The 17,760-nt window shown below is 44.2% G+C and carries 15 protein-coding genes, 2 tRNA genes and 1 rRNA gene; 14 read left to right on the forward strand and 4 right to left on the reverse strand.

Going from position 1 to position 17,760, the window contains the following annotated elements:
• The first annotated feature begins 79 nt into the window (after nucleotides 1-79).
• The 6 genes from rbsD (at nucleotide 80) to L2747_RS13425 (ending at nucleotide 5,945) form a co-directional block, all read left to right on the forward strand.
• A complete protein-coding gene (gene rbsD, locus L2747_RS13400; protein WP_248999525.1) occupies nucleotides 80-499 on the forward strand; it encodes a D-ribose pyranase in 420 nt (139 codons plus the stop codon).
• A 17-nt stretch (nucleotides 500-516) separates the two neighbouring features.
• A complete protein-coding gene (rbsA, locus tag L2747_RS13405) occupies nucleotides 517-2,022 on the forward strand; it encodes a ribose ABC transporter ATP-binding protein RbsA (RefSeq protein ID WP_248999526.1) in 1,506 nt (501 codons plus the stop codon).
• On the forward strand, nucleotides 2,019-2,993 hold the full coding sequence (gene rbsC / locus L2747_RS13410) for a ribose ABC transporter permease (protein ID WP_248999527.1): 975 nt from the start codon (nucleotides 2,019-2,021) through the stop codon (nucleotides 2,991-2,993). Before rbsA ends, rbsC begins: the two co-directional genes overlap by 4 nt.
• Nucleotides 2,994-3,056: 63 nt before the next feature.
• Nucleotides 3,057-3,956: a ribose ABC transporter substrate-binding protein RbsB gene (gene rbsB, locus L2747_RS13415; RefSeq protein ID WP_248999528.1), complete on the forward strand. Its 900-nt coding sequence runs from the start codon at nucleotides 3,057-3,059 to the stop codon at nucleotides 3,954-3,956.
• A 124-nt stretch (nucleotides 3,957-4,080) separates the two neighbouring features.
• Complete coding sequence (gene rbsK / locus L2747_RS13420; RefSeq protein WP_248999529.1) at nucleotides 4,081-4,998, forward strand: ribokinase; 918 nt, start codon at nucleotides 4,081-4,083, stop codon at nucleotides 4,996-4,998.
• 32 nt (nucleotides 4,999-5,030) lie between these two features.
• Entirely contained in the window at nucleotides 5,031-5,945 is a 915-nt protein-coding gene (locus L2747_RS13425; RefSeq protein ID WP_248999530.1) for a substrate-binding domain-containing protein, read from the forward strand.
• Nucleotides 5,946-6,129: 184 nt separating this feature from the next.
• Here L2747_RS13425 and fre read toward each other — a convergent pair whose 3' ends face one another.
• Entirely contained in the window at nucleotides 6,130-6,840 is a 711-nt protein-coding gene (gene fre, locus L2747_RS13430) for an NAD(P)H-flavin reductase (RefSeq protein ID WP_248999531.1), read from the reverse strand.
• Between the two features lie 109 nt (nucleotides 6,841-6,949).
• Nucleotides 6,950-8,431, reverse strand: a complete 1,482-nt coding sequence (gene ubiD, locus L2747_RS13435) for a 4-hydroxy-3-polyprenylbenzoate decarboxylase (RefSeq protein WP_248999532.1) — start codon at nucleotides 8,429-8,431, stop codon at nucleotides 6,950-6,952.
• A gap of 233 nt (nucleotides 8,432-8,664) precedes the next feature.
• On the opposite strand from ubiD, the gene L2747_RS13440 reads away from it, so the two are divergent.
• Together L2747_RS13440 and L2747_RS13445 are read left to right on the forward strand one after the other, a co-directional pair.
• On the forward strand, nucleotides 8,665-9,195 hold the full coding sequence (locus L2747_RS13440; RefSeq protein WP_248999533.1) for a hypothetical protein: 531 nt from the start codon (nucleotides 8,665-8,667) through the stop codon (nucleotides 9,193-9,195).
• Nucleotides 9,196-9,309: 114 nt separating this feature from the next.
• Nucleotides 9,310-9,900 (forward strand): HEPN domain-containing protein, encoded by a 591-nt coding sequence (locus tag L2747_RS13445; RefSeq protein ID WP_248999534.1) that lies wholly within the window; start codon nucleotides 9,310-9,312, stop codon nucleotides 9,898-9,900.
• A 116-nt stretch (nucleotides 9,901-10,016) separates the two neighbouring features.
• On the opposite strand, the gene L2747_RS13450 is transcribed toward L2747_RS13445, so the two are convergent.
• Complete coding sequence (locus L2747_RS13450) at nucleotides 10,017-10,541, reverse strand: GNAT family N-acetyltransferase (protein WP_248999535.1); 525 nt, start codon at nucleotides 10,539-10,541, stop codon at nucleotides 10,017-10,019.
• A 35-nt stretch (nucleotides 10,542-10,576) separates the two neighbouring features.
• Nucleotides 10,577-11,077, reverse strand: a complete 501-nt coding sequence (locus L2747_RS13455) for a TlpA family protein disulfide reductase (RefSeq protein WP_248999536.1) — start codon at nucleotides 11,075-11,077, stop codon at nucleotides 10,577-10,579.
• Between the two features lie 515 nt (nucleotides 11,078-11,592).
• Here L2747_RS13455 and L2747_RS13460 point away from each other — a divergent pair.
• The 6 genes from L2747_RS13460 to L2747_RS13485 form a co-directional block, all read left to right on the forward strand.
• On the forward strand, nucleotides 11,593-12,795 hold the full coding sequence (locus L2747_RS13460; protein ID WP_248999537.1) for an aromatic amino acid transport family protein: 1,203 nt from the start codon (nucleotides 11,593-11,595) through the stop codon (nucleotides 12,793-12,795).
• 213 nt (nucleotides 12,796-13,008) lie between these two features.
• Nucleotides 13,009-13,099, forward strand: a tRNA-Ser gene (locus tag L2747_RS13465).
• A gap of 588 nt (nucleotides 13,100-13,687) precedes the next feature.
• Nucleotides 13,688-13,778, forward strand: a tRNA-Ser gene (locus L2747_RS13470).
• A gap of 706 nt (nucleotides 13,779-14,484) precedes the next feature.
• The gene (gene gdhA / locus L2747_RS13475) at nucleotides 14,485-15,828 is read left to right on the forward strand and encodes an NADP-specific glutamate dehydrogenase (protein WP_346347787.1); all 1,344 of its coding nucleotides are present in this window, start codon (nucleotides 14,485-14,487) and stop codon (nucleotides 15,826-15,828) included.
• 144 nt (nucleotides 15,829-15,972) lie between these two features.
• Nucleotides 15,973-16,671: an aspartate/glutamate racemase family protein gene (locus L2747_RS13480; RefSeq protein WP_248999538.1), complete on the forward strand. Its 699-nt coding sequence runs from the start codon at nucleotides 15,973-15,975 to the stop codon at nucleotides 16,669-16,671.
• Nucleotides 16,672-17,656: 985 nt separating this feature from the next.
• A 16S ribosomal RNA gene (locus L2747_RS13485) occupies nucleotides 17,657-17,760 on the forward strand; the annotation flags it as partial.

A 17,760-nucleotide genomic window follows, 5' to 3' on the forward strand; every position in this document is an offset into this window, starting at 1 on the left:
GATCGAAACGTTTCGATTACTCTGCTTGAAATCGCCATCGAAACGTTTCGATAGTTGGCAATAATCCTTAGGTTAATAGATGAACAAACACGCCTTACTCAATGCCGATATGAACTACCTAGCCGCAACATTGGGCCATACCGATGAAGTGACTATTTGTGATGCAGGCTTGCCTATTCCTGCGCAAGTTAAGCGTATTGATTTAGCACTGACCCATGGCGTACCAAGCTTTATTGCCACTGTGAAAGTTTGGTTAGCAAGCTCGCAAATCGAAGGCATTGTATTGGCACAAGAGTTTGCCAATGTCAGCCCTGAGTGCCATCAAGCATTGCTGGCTGAAATCGAAGCTGAGCAACAAGCAACTGGGCGTATATTTTCAATTCAATATATTAGCCATGAAGCATTTAAGCAGCGTACAGGCCATAGCCGAGCAGTGATCCGCACTGGTGAATGTACCCCGTATGCCAATGTGATTTTTAAAACTGGTGTTGTATTTTAAGCTTAGCGGAGTCACCCATGACCCAAGCAATATTGCAGTTACAAGCCATTGAAAAGTCTTTTCCCGGGGTTAAAGCCCTAAATAAAGCCAGCTTAAATGTCTACCCAGGCAAAGTGATGGCATTGATGGGAGAAAATGGCGCAGGTAAATCGACCCTGATGAAAGTACTCACAGGGATCTATAACTTAGATGCTGGGCGTATTGTTTATCAAGGTAAGGCACGTCGTTTTGATGGTCCCCGCGACTCACAAGCGGCTGGGATTAGCATCATTCATCAGGAACTAAACCTGCTTCCTGAGCTAACTATCGCAGAAAATATTTTCCTCGGTCGTGAGATTACCTCGCGCTTTGGCCGCATACTTTGGGATGAAATGAATGCCCAAGCATCAGCACTATTAAGCCGTTTATCTCTATCCCATGCACCACAAATATTAGTCGGCCAATTGAGCTTAGGTGAGCAACAGATGGTTGAGATCGCCAAGGCAATTTCGTTCGACTCGAAAGTCATCATTATGGATGAGCCGACTGATGCGCTAACTGACATCGAAACCCAATCTTTATTTAAGGTGATAAACGAACTGCGAGATCAAGGTTGCGGTATCGTTTACATCTCCCATCGTATGCAAGAGATTTTCACTATTTGCGATGCGGTTACGGTATTGCGTGATGGCAGTTTTATTAATGAATCAGCGATTGCCGATATCACTGAAGATCAACTGATAGAACGTATGGTGGGTCGCAAGTTAGCAGACCAATATCCGCGTATCGCGATTACTCATCAAGGTAGCCGTTTAGCGGTGAATCAGATATCGGGTCCGGGGGTAGCCAATGTGAGCTTCAACCTTAACAAAGGCGAAATCCTTGGTTTCTCTGGCTTGATGGGGGCGGGGCGCACAGAGCTAATGAAAATGATCTTTGGCGCAGAGACTAAAACTCAAGGACAGGTCTTACTGAATGGCAGCGATATTAAGATTAATAGTCCGCAACAGGCGCTAGCTGCCGGGATTGCTTATATCTCTGAAGACCGTAAAGGCGATGGTTTACTGCTGGATTTGTCGGTTAAAGAAAATATGTCTATTTGTGCATTGTCTAAGCTCAGTTCGGGGCTGCAACTACGCCACAGTGATGAAATGGCCGAAGTCGACCGTTTTATCGATGCCTTCAATATTAAAACCCCAAGTCGTGATGCGCGCATTGGCAATTTGTCGGGGGGAAATCAGCAAAAAGTGTCTATTGCTAAAGGTTTAATGACCTTGCCACAAGTACTCATATTAGATGAGCCTACTCGCGGTGTAGATGTGGGGGCAAAGAAAGAGATCTACGATTTAATCAATCGTTTCAAGGCGCAAGGAATGAGCATTATTTTAGTATCGTCGGATATGCCGGAGTTACTGGGAATGTCAGACCGCATTTTAGTGATGCACCAAGGCCAGATTAGTGGTGAGTTTGATGCAAGCCAAGCAGATCAAGAAACTATTCTTGCTTGCGCAGTGGGTAAAACATTACATAAGGATATTGCATGAGTCAGTCAATTACAGCGAAGCCGTTTTATAAGCGCATTAATAAAGCGTGGTTAATTGAGAATAAGTCTCTCATCGCCTTGTTTAGCCTTATATTTGTGGTGTCTTTACTGAACCCTAATTTTTTAACCCTTGATAACTTACTCAATATCCTGCGTCAGACTTCGATCAACGCCATTATTGCTGTGGGAATGACCATAGTGATTTTAACCGCGGGGATTGACCTAAGTGTCGGTTCAGTCTTAGCGCTCAGTGGCGCGATTGTAGCGACTTTAATCGGTATGGATGTGCCCGTTGTGGTGGCGTTACCGGTAGCGTTAATTGCTGGTGCAGCACTCGGCGCAATTAGCGGAATTATTGTCGCTAAGGGCAAGGTGCAGGCCTTTATTGCAACGCTAGTGACCATGACACTGCTTCGCGGCGTAACTATGGTTTACACCGACGGTCGCCCTGTGCCAACAGGATTTACTGATACAGCAGACAGCTTTACTTGGTTAGGTACGGGCTATGTACTGGGGATCCCTGTGCCAGTATGGTTAATGGCGATTGTATTTATTGGCGCTTGGTATTTGCTTAATCACACGCGTTTTGGCCGCTATATATATGCGGTCGGTGGTAATGAGTCTGCGGCGAGATTATCGGGTATTGCAGTAGATAAAGTTAAGATTGCTGCTTATGCCATTTGTGGCTCAATGGCGGCGCTAGCTGGCATTATCGTCACGGCGCGTTTATCGTCGGCGCAGCCTACAGCGGGTATGGGTTATGAACTCGATGCGATTGCGGCGGTCGTGTTAGGTGGTACCAGTTTGATGGGCGGTAAAGGCCGGATCATGGGCACCTTAATTGGCGCACTTATCATTGGCTTTTTGAACAATGCCTTAAACCTGCTTGATGTGTCGTCGTATTACCAGATGATTGCTAAAGCCAGCGTGATCTTGCTGGCGGTACTTATCGATACTAAGCAAAAAGCATAACGCGATATGGCAGTGCATTTAGTGTGCTGCCTTTTTGTATTTCCCGAATTGACAAGGTTTACCATGAACCGACTTGCTAATCTTAAAGCCTCTGCTCTGTGCTCGATCGTGCTGTTGTCTGCCTGTGCGCCTTTTAGCGCCAGCGCACAAGATGCGATTGCTATCGTACTGTCGACAATGAATAATCCCTTTTTCGTCACTATGAAAGATGGTGCTGAAGCGCAAGCCAAAGAACTAGGTTATAAGCTGATTGCACTGGACTCGCAAAACGACCCGAGTAAAGAGCTGGCAAACGTTGAAGACTTAACGATGCGCGGCGTTAAAGCGATTTTGATCAACCCGACCGATGCGTTAGCGGTAACCAATGCCATTCGTACCGCTAACCGCGCTAACATTCCAGTGCTGACATTAGATAGAACCGCTGCGCATGGCGATATCGTTAGTCATATAGCGTCTGACAATATCGCTGGTGGTGAGCTTGCGGGGCAGTTTATTGCGCAGCAGTTAGGGCATGACGCTAAAGTAATTCAGTTAGAGGGAATCGCGGGTACCTCTGCTGCTCGTGAGCGCGGTGAAGGTTTTAGCAATGCAGTGATTGCCAATAAGTTACACATGCTATCTAGTCAGCCTGCGGACTTTGACCGCTCAAAAGGCTTAAACGTGATGGAAAATATGTTGGCAGCTAATGGTGATGTGCAGGCGGTATTTGCCCAGAATGATGAAATGGCCTTAGGCGCACTACGGGCAATTGAAGCGGCGGGTAAAGATATTATGGTGATTGGTTTTGACGGTACCGATGAAGGTATTGCAGCCGTTAGACGCCAACAGTTATCGGCCACCATTGCTCAGCAACCTGAGTTACTTGGTGCCACCGGCATTATTATTGCCGATAAGATTTTAAAAGGCCAAGTGGTTGAAAAATCGATACCTGTTGCGTTAAAAATCGTTACTCTAACACAGTAATCTAAGCCGCAATTTGGCAAACTAGTATTTGGCGTCAGTAGAGTTAATATCTAGGCGCATTTTCCTCTGAGCCCAACAACAAGTTAAGTTGGCCGTGAGTCAGAGAACATCAAGGAATATGTAAATGTCTCAGTTAATTGTTTTAGGCAGTGTTAATGCCGATCATGTTTTACAAGTGCCTTCTTTTCCTCGTCCGGGGGAAACTTTACATGGGCGGAATTATCAAATTATTCCAGGTGGCAAAGGTGCTAATCAAGCCGTTGCAGCCGCACGTTTAAATGCCGATATTGGTTTTATTGCTTGTGTGGGTGATGACGGTTTTGGACAAAATATTCGTGGCGTGTTTGCTGACGACGGCATAGATATCTCTGCGGTGCACATGATTGAGAATACGCCTACCGGTATTGCGATGATCCAAGTGAGCGATTGCGGCGAGAACAGTATCTGTATTGCCGCAGCAGCGAACGATGCCTTAACCGCTGAGGTTGTGAACCAACACTGTGCGCAAATTGCTGCGGCTAATTACTTATTGATGCAGCTAGAAACCCCACTTGCAGGTATTGAGTATGCAGCGAGCATAGCTAAAGCGAATGGCACCAAAGTGATTTTAAATCCCGCACCAGCACGTGCTTTACCTGATGCGTTGTTGGCAATGGTTGATATAATCACCCCTAACGAAACAGAAGCCGAAGTGCTAACAGGCGTTGCCGTGACTGACGCTGATAGTGCCGCTAAAGCAGCTCAAGCGTTACACGATAAAGGCATTGCCATTGTGATGATTACTTTAGGTTCTAAGGGCGTTTACATAAGCCAGCAAGGCACAGGTAAAATCATCCCAGGTTTTAAAGTAACAGCCACCGATACAACAGCCGCTGGCGACACTTTTAACGGTGCATTTGTAACGGGTTTACTTGAAGGTAAAGCTATTGAAGATGCAGTGGTATTTGCCCACGGTGCGGCAGCGATTTCAGTCACCCGTTTTGGCGCGCAAACTTCAATTCCATCGCGAGATGAAGTTGAGCAGTTTATTACTGCGCAGTAATTAGTATAAGTGACAAGATAGGAAGCTAATCCATGGCCACCATGAAAGATGTTGCCAAACTTGCCAGCGTATCCACATCAACAGTCAGCCATGTGATGAACGGAACTCGGTTTGTAAGTGATGATATTGCAAAGCGGGTGCAAGATGCTGCGCAGCAGTTAAATTATCATGGCCCTTCAGCCGTGGCTCGTAGCCTTAAACAGAACTGCACTAAAACTATTGGCATGTTGGTGACGACCTCGACTAACCCATTTTACGCTGAGGTTGTGCGCAGCGTTGAGCAAGCCTGTTACCAGCAAGGGTATAACCTTATTCTGTGTAATACAGAGGGGGATGCACAGCGATTAAAGCGCTCGTTAACCACTTTAATTGAGCGCCGTGTCGATGGTTTAATCATGATGTGCGCTATGCTTGAAGGTGAGGATGCATTGCTGTATCGCCGTTTAGGTGGCTTACCTGTTGTGGTAATGGATTGGGGCCAAGTGGATTTTCCTTGCGACAAAATTCAAGGCCACTCGCGCCAAGGCGGCATCTTAGCGACCCAATACCTGATTGATAACGGTCATACGCAAATAGGCTGTATTACCGGTCCGCGTAATCGCCAGCAGGCAGACTTACGATATCAAGGATTTGTTGATGCTATGGCGGAGGCAAACTTACCGATTAATCCAGATTGGGTTATTGAAGCTAACTTTGAAACCGAAGGTGGTAAAGCGGCATTTGCTCAGCTACAAGCTAATGGAAAATTACCGAGCGCGTTATTCGTGTGCAACGACATGATGGCGATTGGTGTATTACATGAAGCCCAGCGCACTGGAGTGCAGATCCCGCAGCAGTTATCGGTAATTGGTTACGATAATATTCAGCTGGCGAAGTTTATGACCCCTGCGCTAACTAGTATTCATCAGTCAAAAGCGCGCTTGGGCGCTTGGGCGCTGCGGCAGTAAATGCATTGATTGCGCGTTTGCATGACCCAAGCTTGCCGCCACAGTTTATGGACATTGAGCCAAGGGTGACTGAGCGCGCCAGTGTAGCAAGCAAGGCATAGTCGAAGCTAAAGTTAAAAGCAAAACGACAAAAAAGGCGAGTGGATTTTGCATCCTCTCGCCTTTGGTTGATCTTACAACTTATTTACTTAATAAACGCGAACGCATCGCCGTAGAGGTGGTCTTCTTCAACACCCATAGTACGGAACACTTCACGCGCAGCACCAACCATATCAAAACGGCCAGCAATATAGATGTCATAGCCTTTTAGACTAGTAAAATCGTCTTTTATCTGCTCAAGCAGATTCGCTTCTTTACCTTTCCAGTCATCGGTTGCTTCTTCAATAACTGGGATAAAGTTAAGCCATGGGTGAGCATCATGCCATTCACGGGCAATGGTTTCATAATACATGGCGTCTTGGTTACGACAGCCCCAGTACAGTGTGGTTTCAATATCTTGGCCAAGAGCAATCTTTTGCTCAACAATACTTTTGATATATGAAAAACCTGTGCCGCCAGCAATCAACAGGCGAGGGCGGACGCTTTCACTTCGTAGGTGAGCATCACCACCAGGTACTTCAATTTCAATGCTATTTCCTGTGGCTAAGCATTCTTTTAAACGCTCTACCACTTGCATAGGGTAGCTTTCGCTAACAGCTGCACCGATATGTAGCTCAATATGTTCTGCATCAGGTGCTGAAGCGATAGAGAATGGACGTTTGTCTTTCTCTCCCATAACTACGCATAGGTATTGGCCCGCTTTAAAGTTGAAAGCGATGCTAGGCTTCAAAATAACCTGAAACACAGCATTATTAAATGGCGCTACTTTTTCAATCGTACAGCTAATAGTGTTCATCTTTAATCCTTGATGAGCTTCTCTTTGGAAGCTTATTCAGTCTAAATTCATTTGCCTGCTAACCCGTAGCAGGCAATATAAACCCTTGCTAATATTTGGCAAGGTAAAGTTATAGGGTTGGTGCGTCATCAATGCCTAGGTCATCCCAGATGGCATCAACTTTTTGTTTTACGGCTTCATCCATTACGATCGGTGTTCCCCATTCGCGGTCGGTTTCGCCTTCCCACTTATTCGTAGCGTCCATACCCATTTTTGAGCCAAGACCTGCAACAGGCGAGGCAAAGTCGAGATAATCGATAGGGGTATTTTCGATCATAACTGTGTCGCGCTTAGGATCCATGCGGGTGGTAATCGCCCAAATTACATCGTTCCAATCACGGCAGTTAACGTCTTCGTCGACCACGACAATAAACTTGGTATACATAAACTGGCGCAGAAACGACCAAGCGCCCATCATCACTCGTTTAGCATGCCCTGGATATTGCTTACGAATCGAGATCACTGCCATACGGTACGAGCAGCCCTCTGGCGGCAGGTAGAAGTCGATGATTTCGGGGTATTGCTTACGCAAAATTGGCACAAATACTTCGTTTAGTGCCACACCTAGCATAGCTGGCTCATCTGGTGGACGGCCGGTGTAGGTGCTGTGGTAAATGGCATCTTTTCTGTGAGTAATGTGAGTTACAGTAAACACTGGGAAGGAGTCGGTTTCGTTGTAATAGCCAGTGTGATCGCCATATGGACCTTCTTCAGCCATCTCTTCTGGGTCAATATAACCTTCTAAGATGATTTCGCTGGTGGCAGGTACTTCTAAATCACAGCTAAGTGCTTTACATACTTCAGTACGTTCACCGCGCAGTAGTCCGGCGAAGGCATATTCGCTCATGGCGTCAGGCACTGGAGTTACCGCACCTAAAATTGTCACCGGATCTGCACCTAAAGCAACGACTACAGGGTAGCGCTCACCTGGATGCTTTTCTTTGAAATCTTTAAAATCTAGCGCGCCGCCGCGATGATCAAGCCAGCGCATAATTAACTTGTCTCTACCGAGTAATTGTTGGCGGTAAATACCCAAGTTTTGGCGCTTTTGGCGTGGCCCTTTTGTGATGGTTAAACCCCAAGTTACTAGTGGCGCAACATCACCCGGCCAGCAGTGTTGAATAGGCAGTTTAGTTAAATCGACCTCGTCACCGGTTTTTACTACTTGTTGGCAAGGAGGATTACGTACGGTTTTTGGCGGCATGTTTAAGGCTTGCTTAAACATAGGGATTTTTGAGATAGCGTCTTTAAAGCCGCGTGGTGGCTCGGGCTCCTTTAGAAAAGCCAGTAGCTCACCCACATCGCGAAGCGCGAGAGGATCTTCTTTACCTAATGCCATAGCTACGCGTTTTGGGGTACCAAACAAATTAGCTAATACGGGCATATCATTGCCGACCGGATTTTCGAATAACAAAGCGGGGCCTTTGGCGCGTAGAACGCGATCGGCTATCTCTGTCATTTCCAAATGAGGATCAACGGGATGACTAATACGCTTCAGCTCACCATTGGTTTCTAGGTGGTCTATAAAGCTGCGCAAATCCTTAAAACTCATAGGGGAATTCTCATCGCTATAAACTGTGATATGGCGCGCACTATAGCATTATTCGAACGTGCGTTAAACGCTTGTTCATCAAAGCGTGTTCTCGATATATTTCAGGCTTTACTGAAGCAATTGCCTTTGTTAGTAATGGCTTAGTTTATGGCATTGGATTAGTGGTTATTTGAGCGTAAACTTAATTAACGCCTTTCATGTTTGTTGAGTTTTTCCAACAGAGGAAAATAGCGATGAGAATACATAAACAGCACTGTTATCTTGCCGTCTTATTAGCTTTAGCTGCAATGCCGCTAACAGCGAAGCCTGTGGCTACATTGGTAACCTCGCAAGTGATAAGTAATGTGAGTGTCGGTTTTGGCTGGAGTAATTATGATTATCGTGACCCTTGGCGCTGGAATGTAGGTGTATCTAACAGTTGGTACGGTTATCCGTATCGTAATGGTTATTACAGGCCTGGCTGGCGCCCAGGTTATAACTGGGGCGTGGGCTCTCGTTGGCGCTATCCTTATGGTTATAACAACCGTTACTACTCGCCTTATCGTTATGACAGGCAAACCTATAAAGCTCCTGAACCTAAGGTGGTTAGGCCACCAGAACGAGTGACCACGAGTGTCAGCTATTCGAGCGGTTTAGCCCGATTACCTGATAATGCTCGAGTGCTCCAAAAAGATGGTCGCACCGTGTATGAGTGGCAAGGCGTTGAGTATGTGTTTGACTGGAATAGCAATACCTATCAACAAGTTTCTAAAAATAAAAACTAGCGGGCTAAAAGTAACTTAATCAAGGTCCATTCGCAGCCTAGGCGAGTTTTATTCTGGTGGAGAATCTTGCTAACCTTAGAGTAAGTTAATGGCATAACATGGAAGGATAGTTAAATGAGCTGGATGCAATTTACCATTGAGCTGCTAGATAAATTGATTTGGCCAGCAGTGCTGATGTTTGCTGTGATTAATTTAAAGCGACCCTTATCTAAGCTGATCCCATTAGCTAAAAAGCTTAAGTTTAAAGATTTAGAGCTTGAGTTTGGTCAAGGTTTAAAAGCGGTCACTCAGCAAGCTCAGGGGGTGTTTCCTGAGTTAAAAACAGATAAGAAAACCTTACTTATTGCGTCGGCAAATAGCCTACCTAATTCAGCGATTCTAGAGGCTTGGGAGCAAGTGGACTTAGCGGCTGAGCAACTGATTAAATCTCACTGTGACAATATCACTCTAGATCAAAACACGCGCTACAAGCATATAGAGAATATCTTGATTAACGAGTCATTGATCAATACTAAGCAGGGGAAGCTATTTAGCGAGTTGCGCCAGTTGCGTAACAAAGTGGCTCATGCTGTAAATTATGAAGTGGGTAGGGCGGAAGCGATTCAATATATTGAGCTGTGCTTTAAGCTTATAGAACATTTACATAGTTTAACGCCATCTGATATTCGCAGCTGCAACACCGTTGTAAAAGAGATCGCGAGTTAACTTGATATGAGTTGCTGGTAAACATCTGATGTTGGATTACAAGCTTAAATCACCTGCAATGACACATAAAAAGCCCTGTGAATGATTAATGATTCAAAGGGCTTTTTTGCTTAAGACTAGGCTTTGCTTTTTAAATACATGTCGTAACGTTGGATCATAAAGCCTAAATTTTGAAATTTTTTATTGAAGCTCATACCCAGCTTTTTTAGCACATTGATTGATGCGTGATTTTTGTCTACAACATCACCGACGATATAGTCTAAATCCATATGGGCTTTAGCATATTCAATACAAGCTTGATTAGCTTCAGTCGCATACCCTTGGCCCCAATACTCAGGTGCAAAACGATAACCAATATCTGTTTCATCAATACGATAATCATTTTTAAAGCCGCAAAAGCCAATAACACTGTTAGTTTCTTTCAAGACTACCGCCCAACGAGCATAGCCAAATTGTAAATATTCATTGAGCCAGATATCGCGAATAATGCGCTCGGCATCAGCGAGTGACTTTACGACTCCTGCGTCGCCTGTATATAGGTTGACTCTTTCATCAGCATTAAAATCATATACGGCTTGTACGTCATCGAGGTTAAACTCTCTGATAATAAGTCTTGGTGTTTCGGTTATGATTTTGCTCATACTCTTCCTTTTGTTTCCTTTGGCACCAATCGCTATTACCACACGACTTCTGTTATTGGGTTGTCTGTTTCACCGATAATCGTTTTAACTACTTTATTATCAGCGTCTAACAAGATCAATCTTGGAATACCTGTATTGGCAAACTGGGAGTAAATTGATCTGTCTGTATCAGCCACTAAAGCAAAGTTCAGCTCATATTCTGCGGCGAACTTATCTAAATTTGCTACGGTTTCTTCGCGGCCAATACCAATGATGTCGATATTTGGACTGAGATGGAGATTTGAGTTTACTAAGTGTTTCATGGTGCGCTGTGAGTCGTGACACCAAGTGGCGAATAAGATAAGTAGCTTATTGTTGTTAGATTGGCTCAAATCTATGCTGTTACCTTGGGTATCGACAAATTGGCTGACGGGAACAGTATCCCCAGGGGAAACAAAGGTAAGGTACTCAGTTTGTTTATTAGTGTTGGCACAGCCACTTACAACAAAAATAAGCAGGCTTAATACGATGGTTTTACAGGCTTGTACTAATGTCATTGTTCTCAGCTGTCCTTTTTTATTATTAACCTGCTACACACGAATAAAGCTCTAATTTAGTCGCTAGGCAAATGCTGTTAAACAGTAATATCTAAATTAATACGGTTAACCTATCAGAGGAGCAAGCGAATGTATAAGCTTGGGTTGCAACAGTATGTAAATGAATTTGAAATGAGTTACTTTTGACTTCAAAGCAGCGTAAAACGGCCGAGGTCTGTTTATTCGAAATTAATCGGATATGTTTGTTGACAGTAGAACGTGGACATCCTATCGTGGAGTCTCATCTAACTTGCTGTTATTTAAGTCGTTGATTAACAGAATTTATTAAGGGTAGTCACGTGTTGTTAACACCTATTCAGGCTTATTACTATCTATAGCCACAATGGCGTAGATAGAGGTTAATTCTCCCCCCTCATGTTTTAAATCACTCCATTGTGGCAATTCCATTTTTCGGAAGTTGGTCACTATTCAAAGCCTGTTCCGAAGCCTCCTCTTATTAATTTGGAACACCATAAATGAACAATAGTAAAATCTTCGGCAGTATGCTTATTATCGCTGGTACCACAATCGGTGCGGGTATGTTGGCACTACCATTAGCTGCATCTGGTCTAGGCTTTGGCGTTGCCTGTATCGTTATGTTTTTTATTTGGTCACTAATGACCTATACCGCATTGTTGATGATTGAAGTACATCAATACGCGCCAGTGGATGCCACCTTACATACTCTGGCCTATAAGCTACTAGGCCGAAAAGGTCAGCTAGTAGCCAGCTTCTCAATGATGTTTCTATTTTATGCACTCTGCTCCGCATACATTGCCGGTGGCGGCGAGCAGATGAATGATAAGCTAGTCAATTGGGCGGGACTCGATTTACCAGAGCAAAGTGGGGCGCTTATTTTTACCTTACTTATCGGTACAGTGGTTGCCATTGGTACCCGTTCAGTAGACATAATAAACCGCAGCTTATTTTCCTTAAAACTTGTTGCGCTGGTGGTGATGTTATTTTTGCTACTGCCTCATGTATCGGTCGATAACTTAGTCGCGTTACCAGTGCATCAAGGGCTTGTGTTAGCTTCACTTCCGGTTATTTTTACCTCTTTTGGCTTTCATGGTTCAATCCCATCAGTGGTGCGTTACTTAGGTAAAGATACTAAAGCGCTACGCTGGATTATCCTTGTTGGGTCAGCATTGCCGCTAATGGTTTACGGTCTTTGGATGCTGGCAAGCCAAGGCGTGTTAACGCAACAGGAGTTGATGGCTAGCCAAAGCCTTAATGGGTTTATAGGTTCATTGAGTAACTTGTTACATAACCCTATGATTGCCAATGCGGTATCTGTGTTTGCAGATTTAGCCTTAGCTACGTCGTTTCTGGGGGTAAGCTTAGGCTTATTCGACTTTATTTCAGACCTACTTAAGCGCAGTGCAACACCTAGCCATAGAGTGCAGGTTGGCTTAGTCACTTTCTTGCCACCGTTAGGCTTTGCATTATTCTACCCACAGGGCTTTATTACTGCATTGGGTTACGCAGCTTTCGCATTGGTGATCTTGGCTGTATTTTTACCTGTGGCAATGGTCGCGACTCAGCGCAAGCAAGCTGGGCTTGGTGGTTACCAAGTTAAAGGTGGCACGCTAGGTTTGGCAATTGCATCGGTAGCTGGGTTACTGATAATCAGTGTGCAGTTGATGCAGATGTTTAATTTGTTCCCTGCAGTAGGCTAATCATCTACTACTTAGCAATAACAGCTAGATGTAATCGTTAATAGGGAGAGCTTGTATAGATGCTAGTATCGCTATTGATGGAAGGTTTTGAGTGAGTTTTGGCTAAAAAATGGCTGAATAAGCATTTATTTTTGTATTTGGTTGGTTTTTTAGTCATTTGAATCAAAATAGACTTTACATTGCCGCGGAGTATCCCTATTATCTGCGGCGTTCGGAGGGATGGCAGAGTGGTCGAATGCACCGGTCTTGAAAACCGGCATGGGTTTATAGCCCATCTAGGGTTCAAATCCCTATCCCTCCGCCACATTTAGAGAAAGGGCTTCCAGTAATGGAAGCCCTTTTTTCGTATGTTCAAATAAAAGCTGAACCCTGGGGTTCCTGTTGTTTAAAATTAGCTCTCCCAGCGCCACATTTAGATGAGGCCCCAGCAGAAATGCTGGGGCCTTTTCGCATTCTGGAAGTAGCACTTTGAACCCTAGGGTTCCCATTGTTTAAAGTCAGCTATTCCCGCGCCACATTTAGAAAGCCCGCTATTTATAGCGGGCTTTTTGCTATCTAAGCTTTTATAAAGCTGAACCCTAGGATTCGTATTGTTTAGACTCTTTACTAGGAGTCGGCTATCCCTCCGCCACATTTAGAGAAAGGGCTTTCATTCTTGTAGTAAAGAGCGGCAGCTCTTTTTCGTATCTGCGATTTATAAAGTTGAACCCTGGAGTTACTGTTTTAGAAGCTGGCATACATTCCAACATATAGGAAGGTCGGCTATCTAGGCTATATTTACAGCTAATATGAATGAAAATGGCTTGGTGCGCTGAGTTTTTGTGCAAACTAGCCATTTGAGTGAAATTAGGCTTTACATTGGCGACGAGTATCCCTATTATCAGCGGCGTTCGGAGGGATGGCAGAGTGGTCGAATGCACCGGTCTTGAAAACCGGCATGGGTTTATAGCCCATCTAGGGTTCAAATCCCTATCCCTCCGCCACATTTAGAGAAAGGGCTTCCAGTAATGGAGGCCCTTTTTCGTATGTTCAAATAAAAGCTGAACCCTAGGGTTCCTGTTGTTTAAAATTAGCTATCCCAGCGCCACATTTAGAAAAGCCCGCTATTTATAGCGGGCTTTTTGCTATCTACGATTTATTAAAGTTGAACCCTAGGGCTCCTATTATTTAAAGCCAGCAATCCCTCCACCACATTCAAGATGAAGGGCTACTCGAAAGAGTAGCCCTTTTTCGTATGTTCAAATAAAAGCTGAACCCTGAGGTTCCTGTTGTTTAGACTCTTTACTAGGAACCGGCTACCCCAGCATCACATTTAGATGAGGTCCTAGCAGAAATGCTGGGGCCTTTTCGCATTAAAGAAGATGCGTTTTGAACTCTTAGCCTTCTATTACCTCTAGACTTGTTATTAACTGCTGTCTATTTTGATGTGACGGTTGAAATTTGCACAATCAAAAGGTGTTCCTCGGCAAGTTTGATGATTTCTCTTTTTAATTGCGGTTTTATTGGTGAATCATCATCAGTGGGGGAGAATGTTTGATTTTCTTGAGGCATCACACAGGTTCAGTAAAGTCTTGTATTCATTAACTATCAAATACTGATATAAACCATTCCACAATATAAGCTGCGGGCATGCCTAGCGCATCCTAAGCAGTAGCTACCTCAATTATTTGTATACCCTGGAGCACCAAAATGAGCTGCGATATGACTCTTGATAGTTTTCTTACTACCGTTGCTGAGCGTAACCCTAATCAACCTGAGTTTTTGCAAGCAGTAAAAGAAGTGCTGACTTCTATTTGGCCTTTTGTAGCAGCGCGTCCTGAATACCTAAACGCTGGTATTTTAGAGCGTTTGGTTGAGCCAGAGCGTTTAATTCAATTTCGTGTTTCTTGGGTAGATGATAGCGGTAAGGTACAAGTTAACCGCGCTTTCCGTATTCAGCACAACTCATCTATTGGTCCATTTAAAGGTGGAATGCGTTTCCATCCGTCTGTGAACCAATCTGTACTTAAGTTTTTAGCATTTGAGCAGACATTCAAAAATGCACTAACGACGTTACCTATGGGCGGCGGCAAAGGTGGTAGTGACTTCGATCCTAAAGGTAAGAGTGAAGGCGAAGTGATGCGTTTTTGTCAGGCATTGATGCTTGAGCTGCACCGTCACTTAGGTGCGGATACTGATGTTCCAGCGGGTGATATTGGTGTGGGCGCACGTGAAGTGGGTTACATGACCGGCATGATGAAGAAGCTAACTAATAGTGCTGAATGCGTATTTACCGGTAAAGGCTTGTCTTTTGGTGGTAGCTTGATCCGTCCTGAAGCCACTGGTTATGGTTTGCTATATTTCGTTGAAGCTATGCTAAAAGCAAAGGGCGAAACATTAGTGGGTAAAACGGTTACTGTATCTGGTTCAGGTAACGTAGCCCAGTATGCAATTGAAAAGGCAATGGAGATGGGCGGTAAAGTGATTACCGCATCAGATTCAAGTGGCGTGGTATTTGATCCTGAAGGTTTTACTACTGAAAAATTGGCTAAATTAATGGAAGTTAAAAATGACCGTCGTGGCCGCGTTGCTGATTACGCCCATGAAATGGGGTTAGAGTATGTCACTGGTGGAACCCCATGGCAGTTTGCTGCAGACGTCGCATTACCTTGCGCAACCCAAAATGAGCTAGATGCTGAACATGCTGAAATGCTGATTGAAAATGGTGTGCAGATTGTTGCTGAGGGCGCGAATATGCCAAGTACTGCTGAAGCTATTGCGTTAATGCACGAAGCCAAAGTATTGTTTGCTCCAGGTAAAGCAGCTAACGCTGGCGGTGTAGCAACCTCTGGTTTAGAGATGAGCCAAAATGCATTACGTTTGAGCTGGAGTCGTGAAGAAGTTGATGTGCGTTTACGTGACATCATGTATTCAATCCACGCGACATGTGAGCAGTATGGTCGTGAAGGTGAGCATATTAACTACGAGCTAGGTGCTAACGTAGCAGGTTTTGTTAAAGTAGCCGATGCCATGAAAGCGCAAGGTGTTTACTAGCTTTTAGAGATAATAACAAAAAAAGGGCCTTTTGGCCCTTTTTTGCTTTTTACTTATGCTGCATTGCCATAATGCGATGTTTTACATAAATTGTTGTGTAGCTGGCGGTGCAAATGTGCATCGAGTAATAATGAGGAAGTAGGCATGAAAACAATCGGTATGCTTGGTGGAATGAGTTGGGAGTCTACAGCGAGTTATTACAGCGCACTCAATCAAGGGGTCAAAGCTGAGCTTGGTGGGCTACATTCGGCAAAGGTAGCTTTATATAGTGTCGATTTTGCAGAAATAGAAAAGCTGCAGCACAAAGGCGAGTGGCAACAAACTGCTGCAATTCTTAGTTCAGCAGCTAAATCAGTTGAAGCCGCTGGCGCTGACTTTCTACTTATATGTACTAACACTATGCACAAAGTCGCAGATGACATACAAGCTAGTATCAATATTCCAATTTTGCATATAGCCGACGCTACAGCGAGTCAGTTGGTTGCTGACGGTATTAAAAAGGTAGGGCTGCTAGGAACTGCTTTTACTATGGAGCAAGACTTCTATAAAAGCCGCTTACAAAACAAGTACGCGATAAACGTGATTGTTCCTAAAGAGGCCGACCGTAAAGTAGTACATAGCATTATTTATGAAGAGCTATGCCGCGGCGTTATTTCGTCAAGCTCTCGTGCACAATACTTAACGATTATCGCAGCATTAGAAGCGCAGGGAGCTGAAGCTGTGATTTTAGGTTGTACTGAAATTGCATTGCTTGTTCAGCAGCAAGATACCCATGTACCTTTATATGACACTACAGAGCTCCATGCAGCGAAAGCGGTTGAGCTGGCTTTAATGGATAGGTAATAAAAGACGGCATCTTATCTCGGGGCCATTACTTAATAGTGTATCAATCATTAAACCGATATTGTCGTGACTAAGGTGCCATCATCGCATCGAGCTTCATTAAGAGTAAGTTAAAGGTAGGGAAGGTAAAGACGGGTCTGTTAAAGTTGAGGGCCGATTTAAATCTGCAGGTTCAACTCGTCAGCTTATATAGAAGCCGCAGTATAAGAGAGCTATAAAGCCGAGGAGATATTGTTTATATGGCGTGCTTGCCAAGCAATATCTACTTAAGCGGTCATAATTAAGTTTATTGCTTACGTATTAGTGAACACAACCTAGCATCAGTAAACATGCTAGAAAGTCGATAAGCTTGATTATATTGGCCTCTAGCGCATATTTTTTATACTTACAAAGGCATTACTGTGCATAACTCTGTGGGTATTTAGTGAGTATGGTGTGCTTAAAAAAGCTTTTTCAAAAAAGAGTAACTTTCTTTAAAAAAGCGCTTGCGCTCTTTTAAAATCTCCCTATAATGCGACCCCACTGACACGGCGAAGCAGGCCACCTACCAAGCGTTAAGCTAGATAGAATGGGACTTGCAGCAGAGTTAGAGAGATTAACTTCTACGGAAATTAGCCTCAGGTGACAATCGCTTTAAGAGCTTCGGGCTTTGACTTCTGATTAAGAAATCATCGCTTGAAAAACTTCTTAAAATAAGCGCTTGACGCCGACACTGGGAAGTGTAGAATACGCCTCCTCAGCCAAACGACCTAAGCGTCTAAGGCGAAGTCTGAAAGACGACTTCACGCTCTTTAACAATATGACAAGCAAATCTGTGTGGACACTCACAGAGATTAAGTTATTCGAAATTGTCCATTCTTTCTAGTAAAGAGTGAGGCAATCAAAAATTACTTAATGAATGAGTGTTCATAGCAATATGTAATACAGAATTCGTTGAGCCGCTGATTTCTCCTTACTTGTAAGGTGGATGAAGCAAACAAAACTTTAATTGAAGAGTTTGATCATGGCTCAGATTGAACGCTGGCGGCAGGCCTAACACATGCAAGTCGAGCGGTAACACAAGGGAGCTTGCTCCTGAGGTGACGAGCG

It is taken from the genome of Shewanella marinintestina, assembly GCF_023283845.1.
In the GTDB taxonomy this organism is placed as follows: Bacteria; Pseudomonadota; Gammaproteobacteria; order Enterobacterales; family Shewanellaceae; genus Shewanella; species Shewanella marinintestina.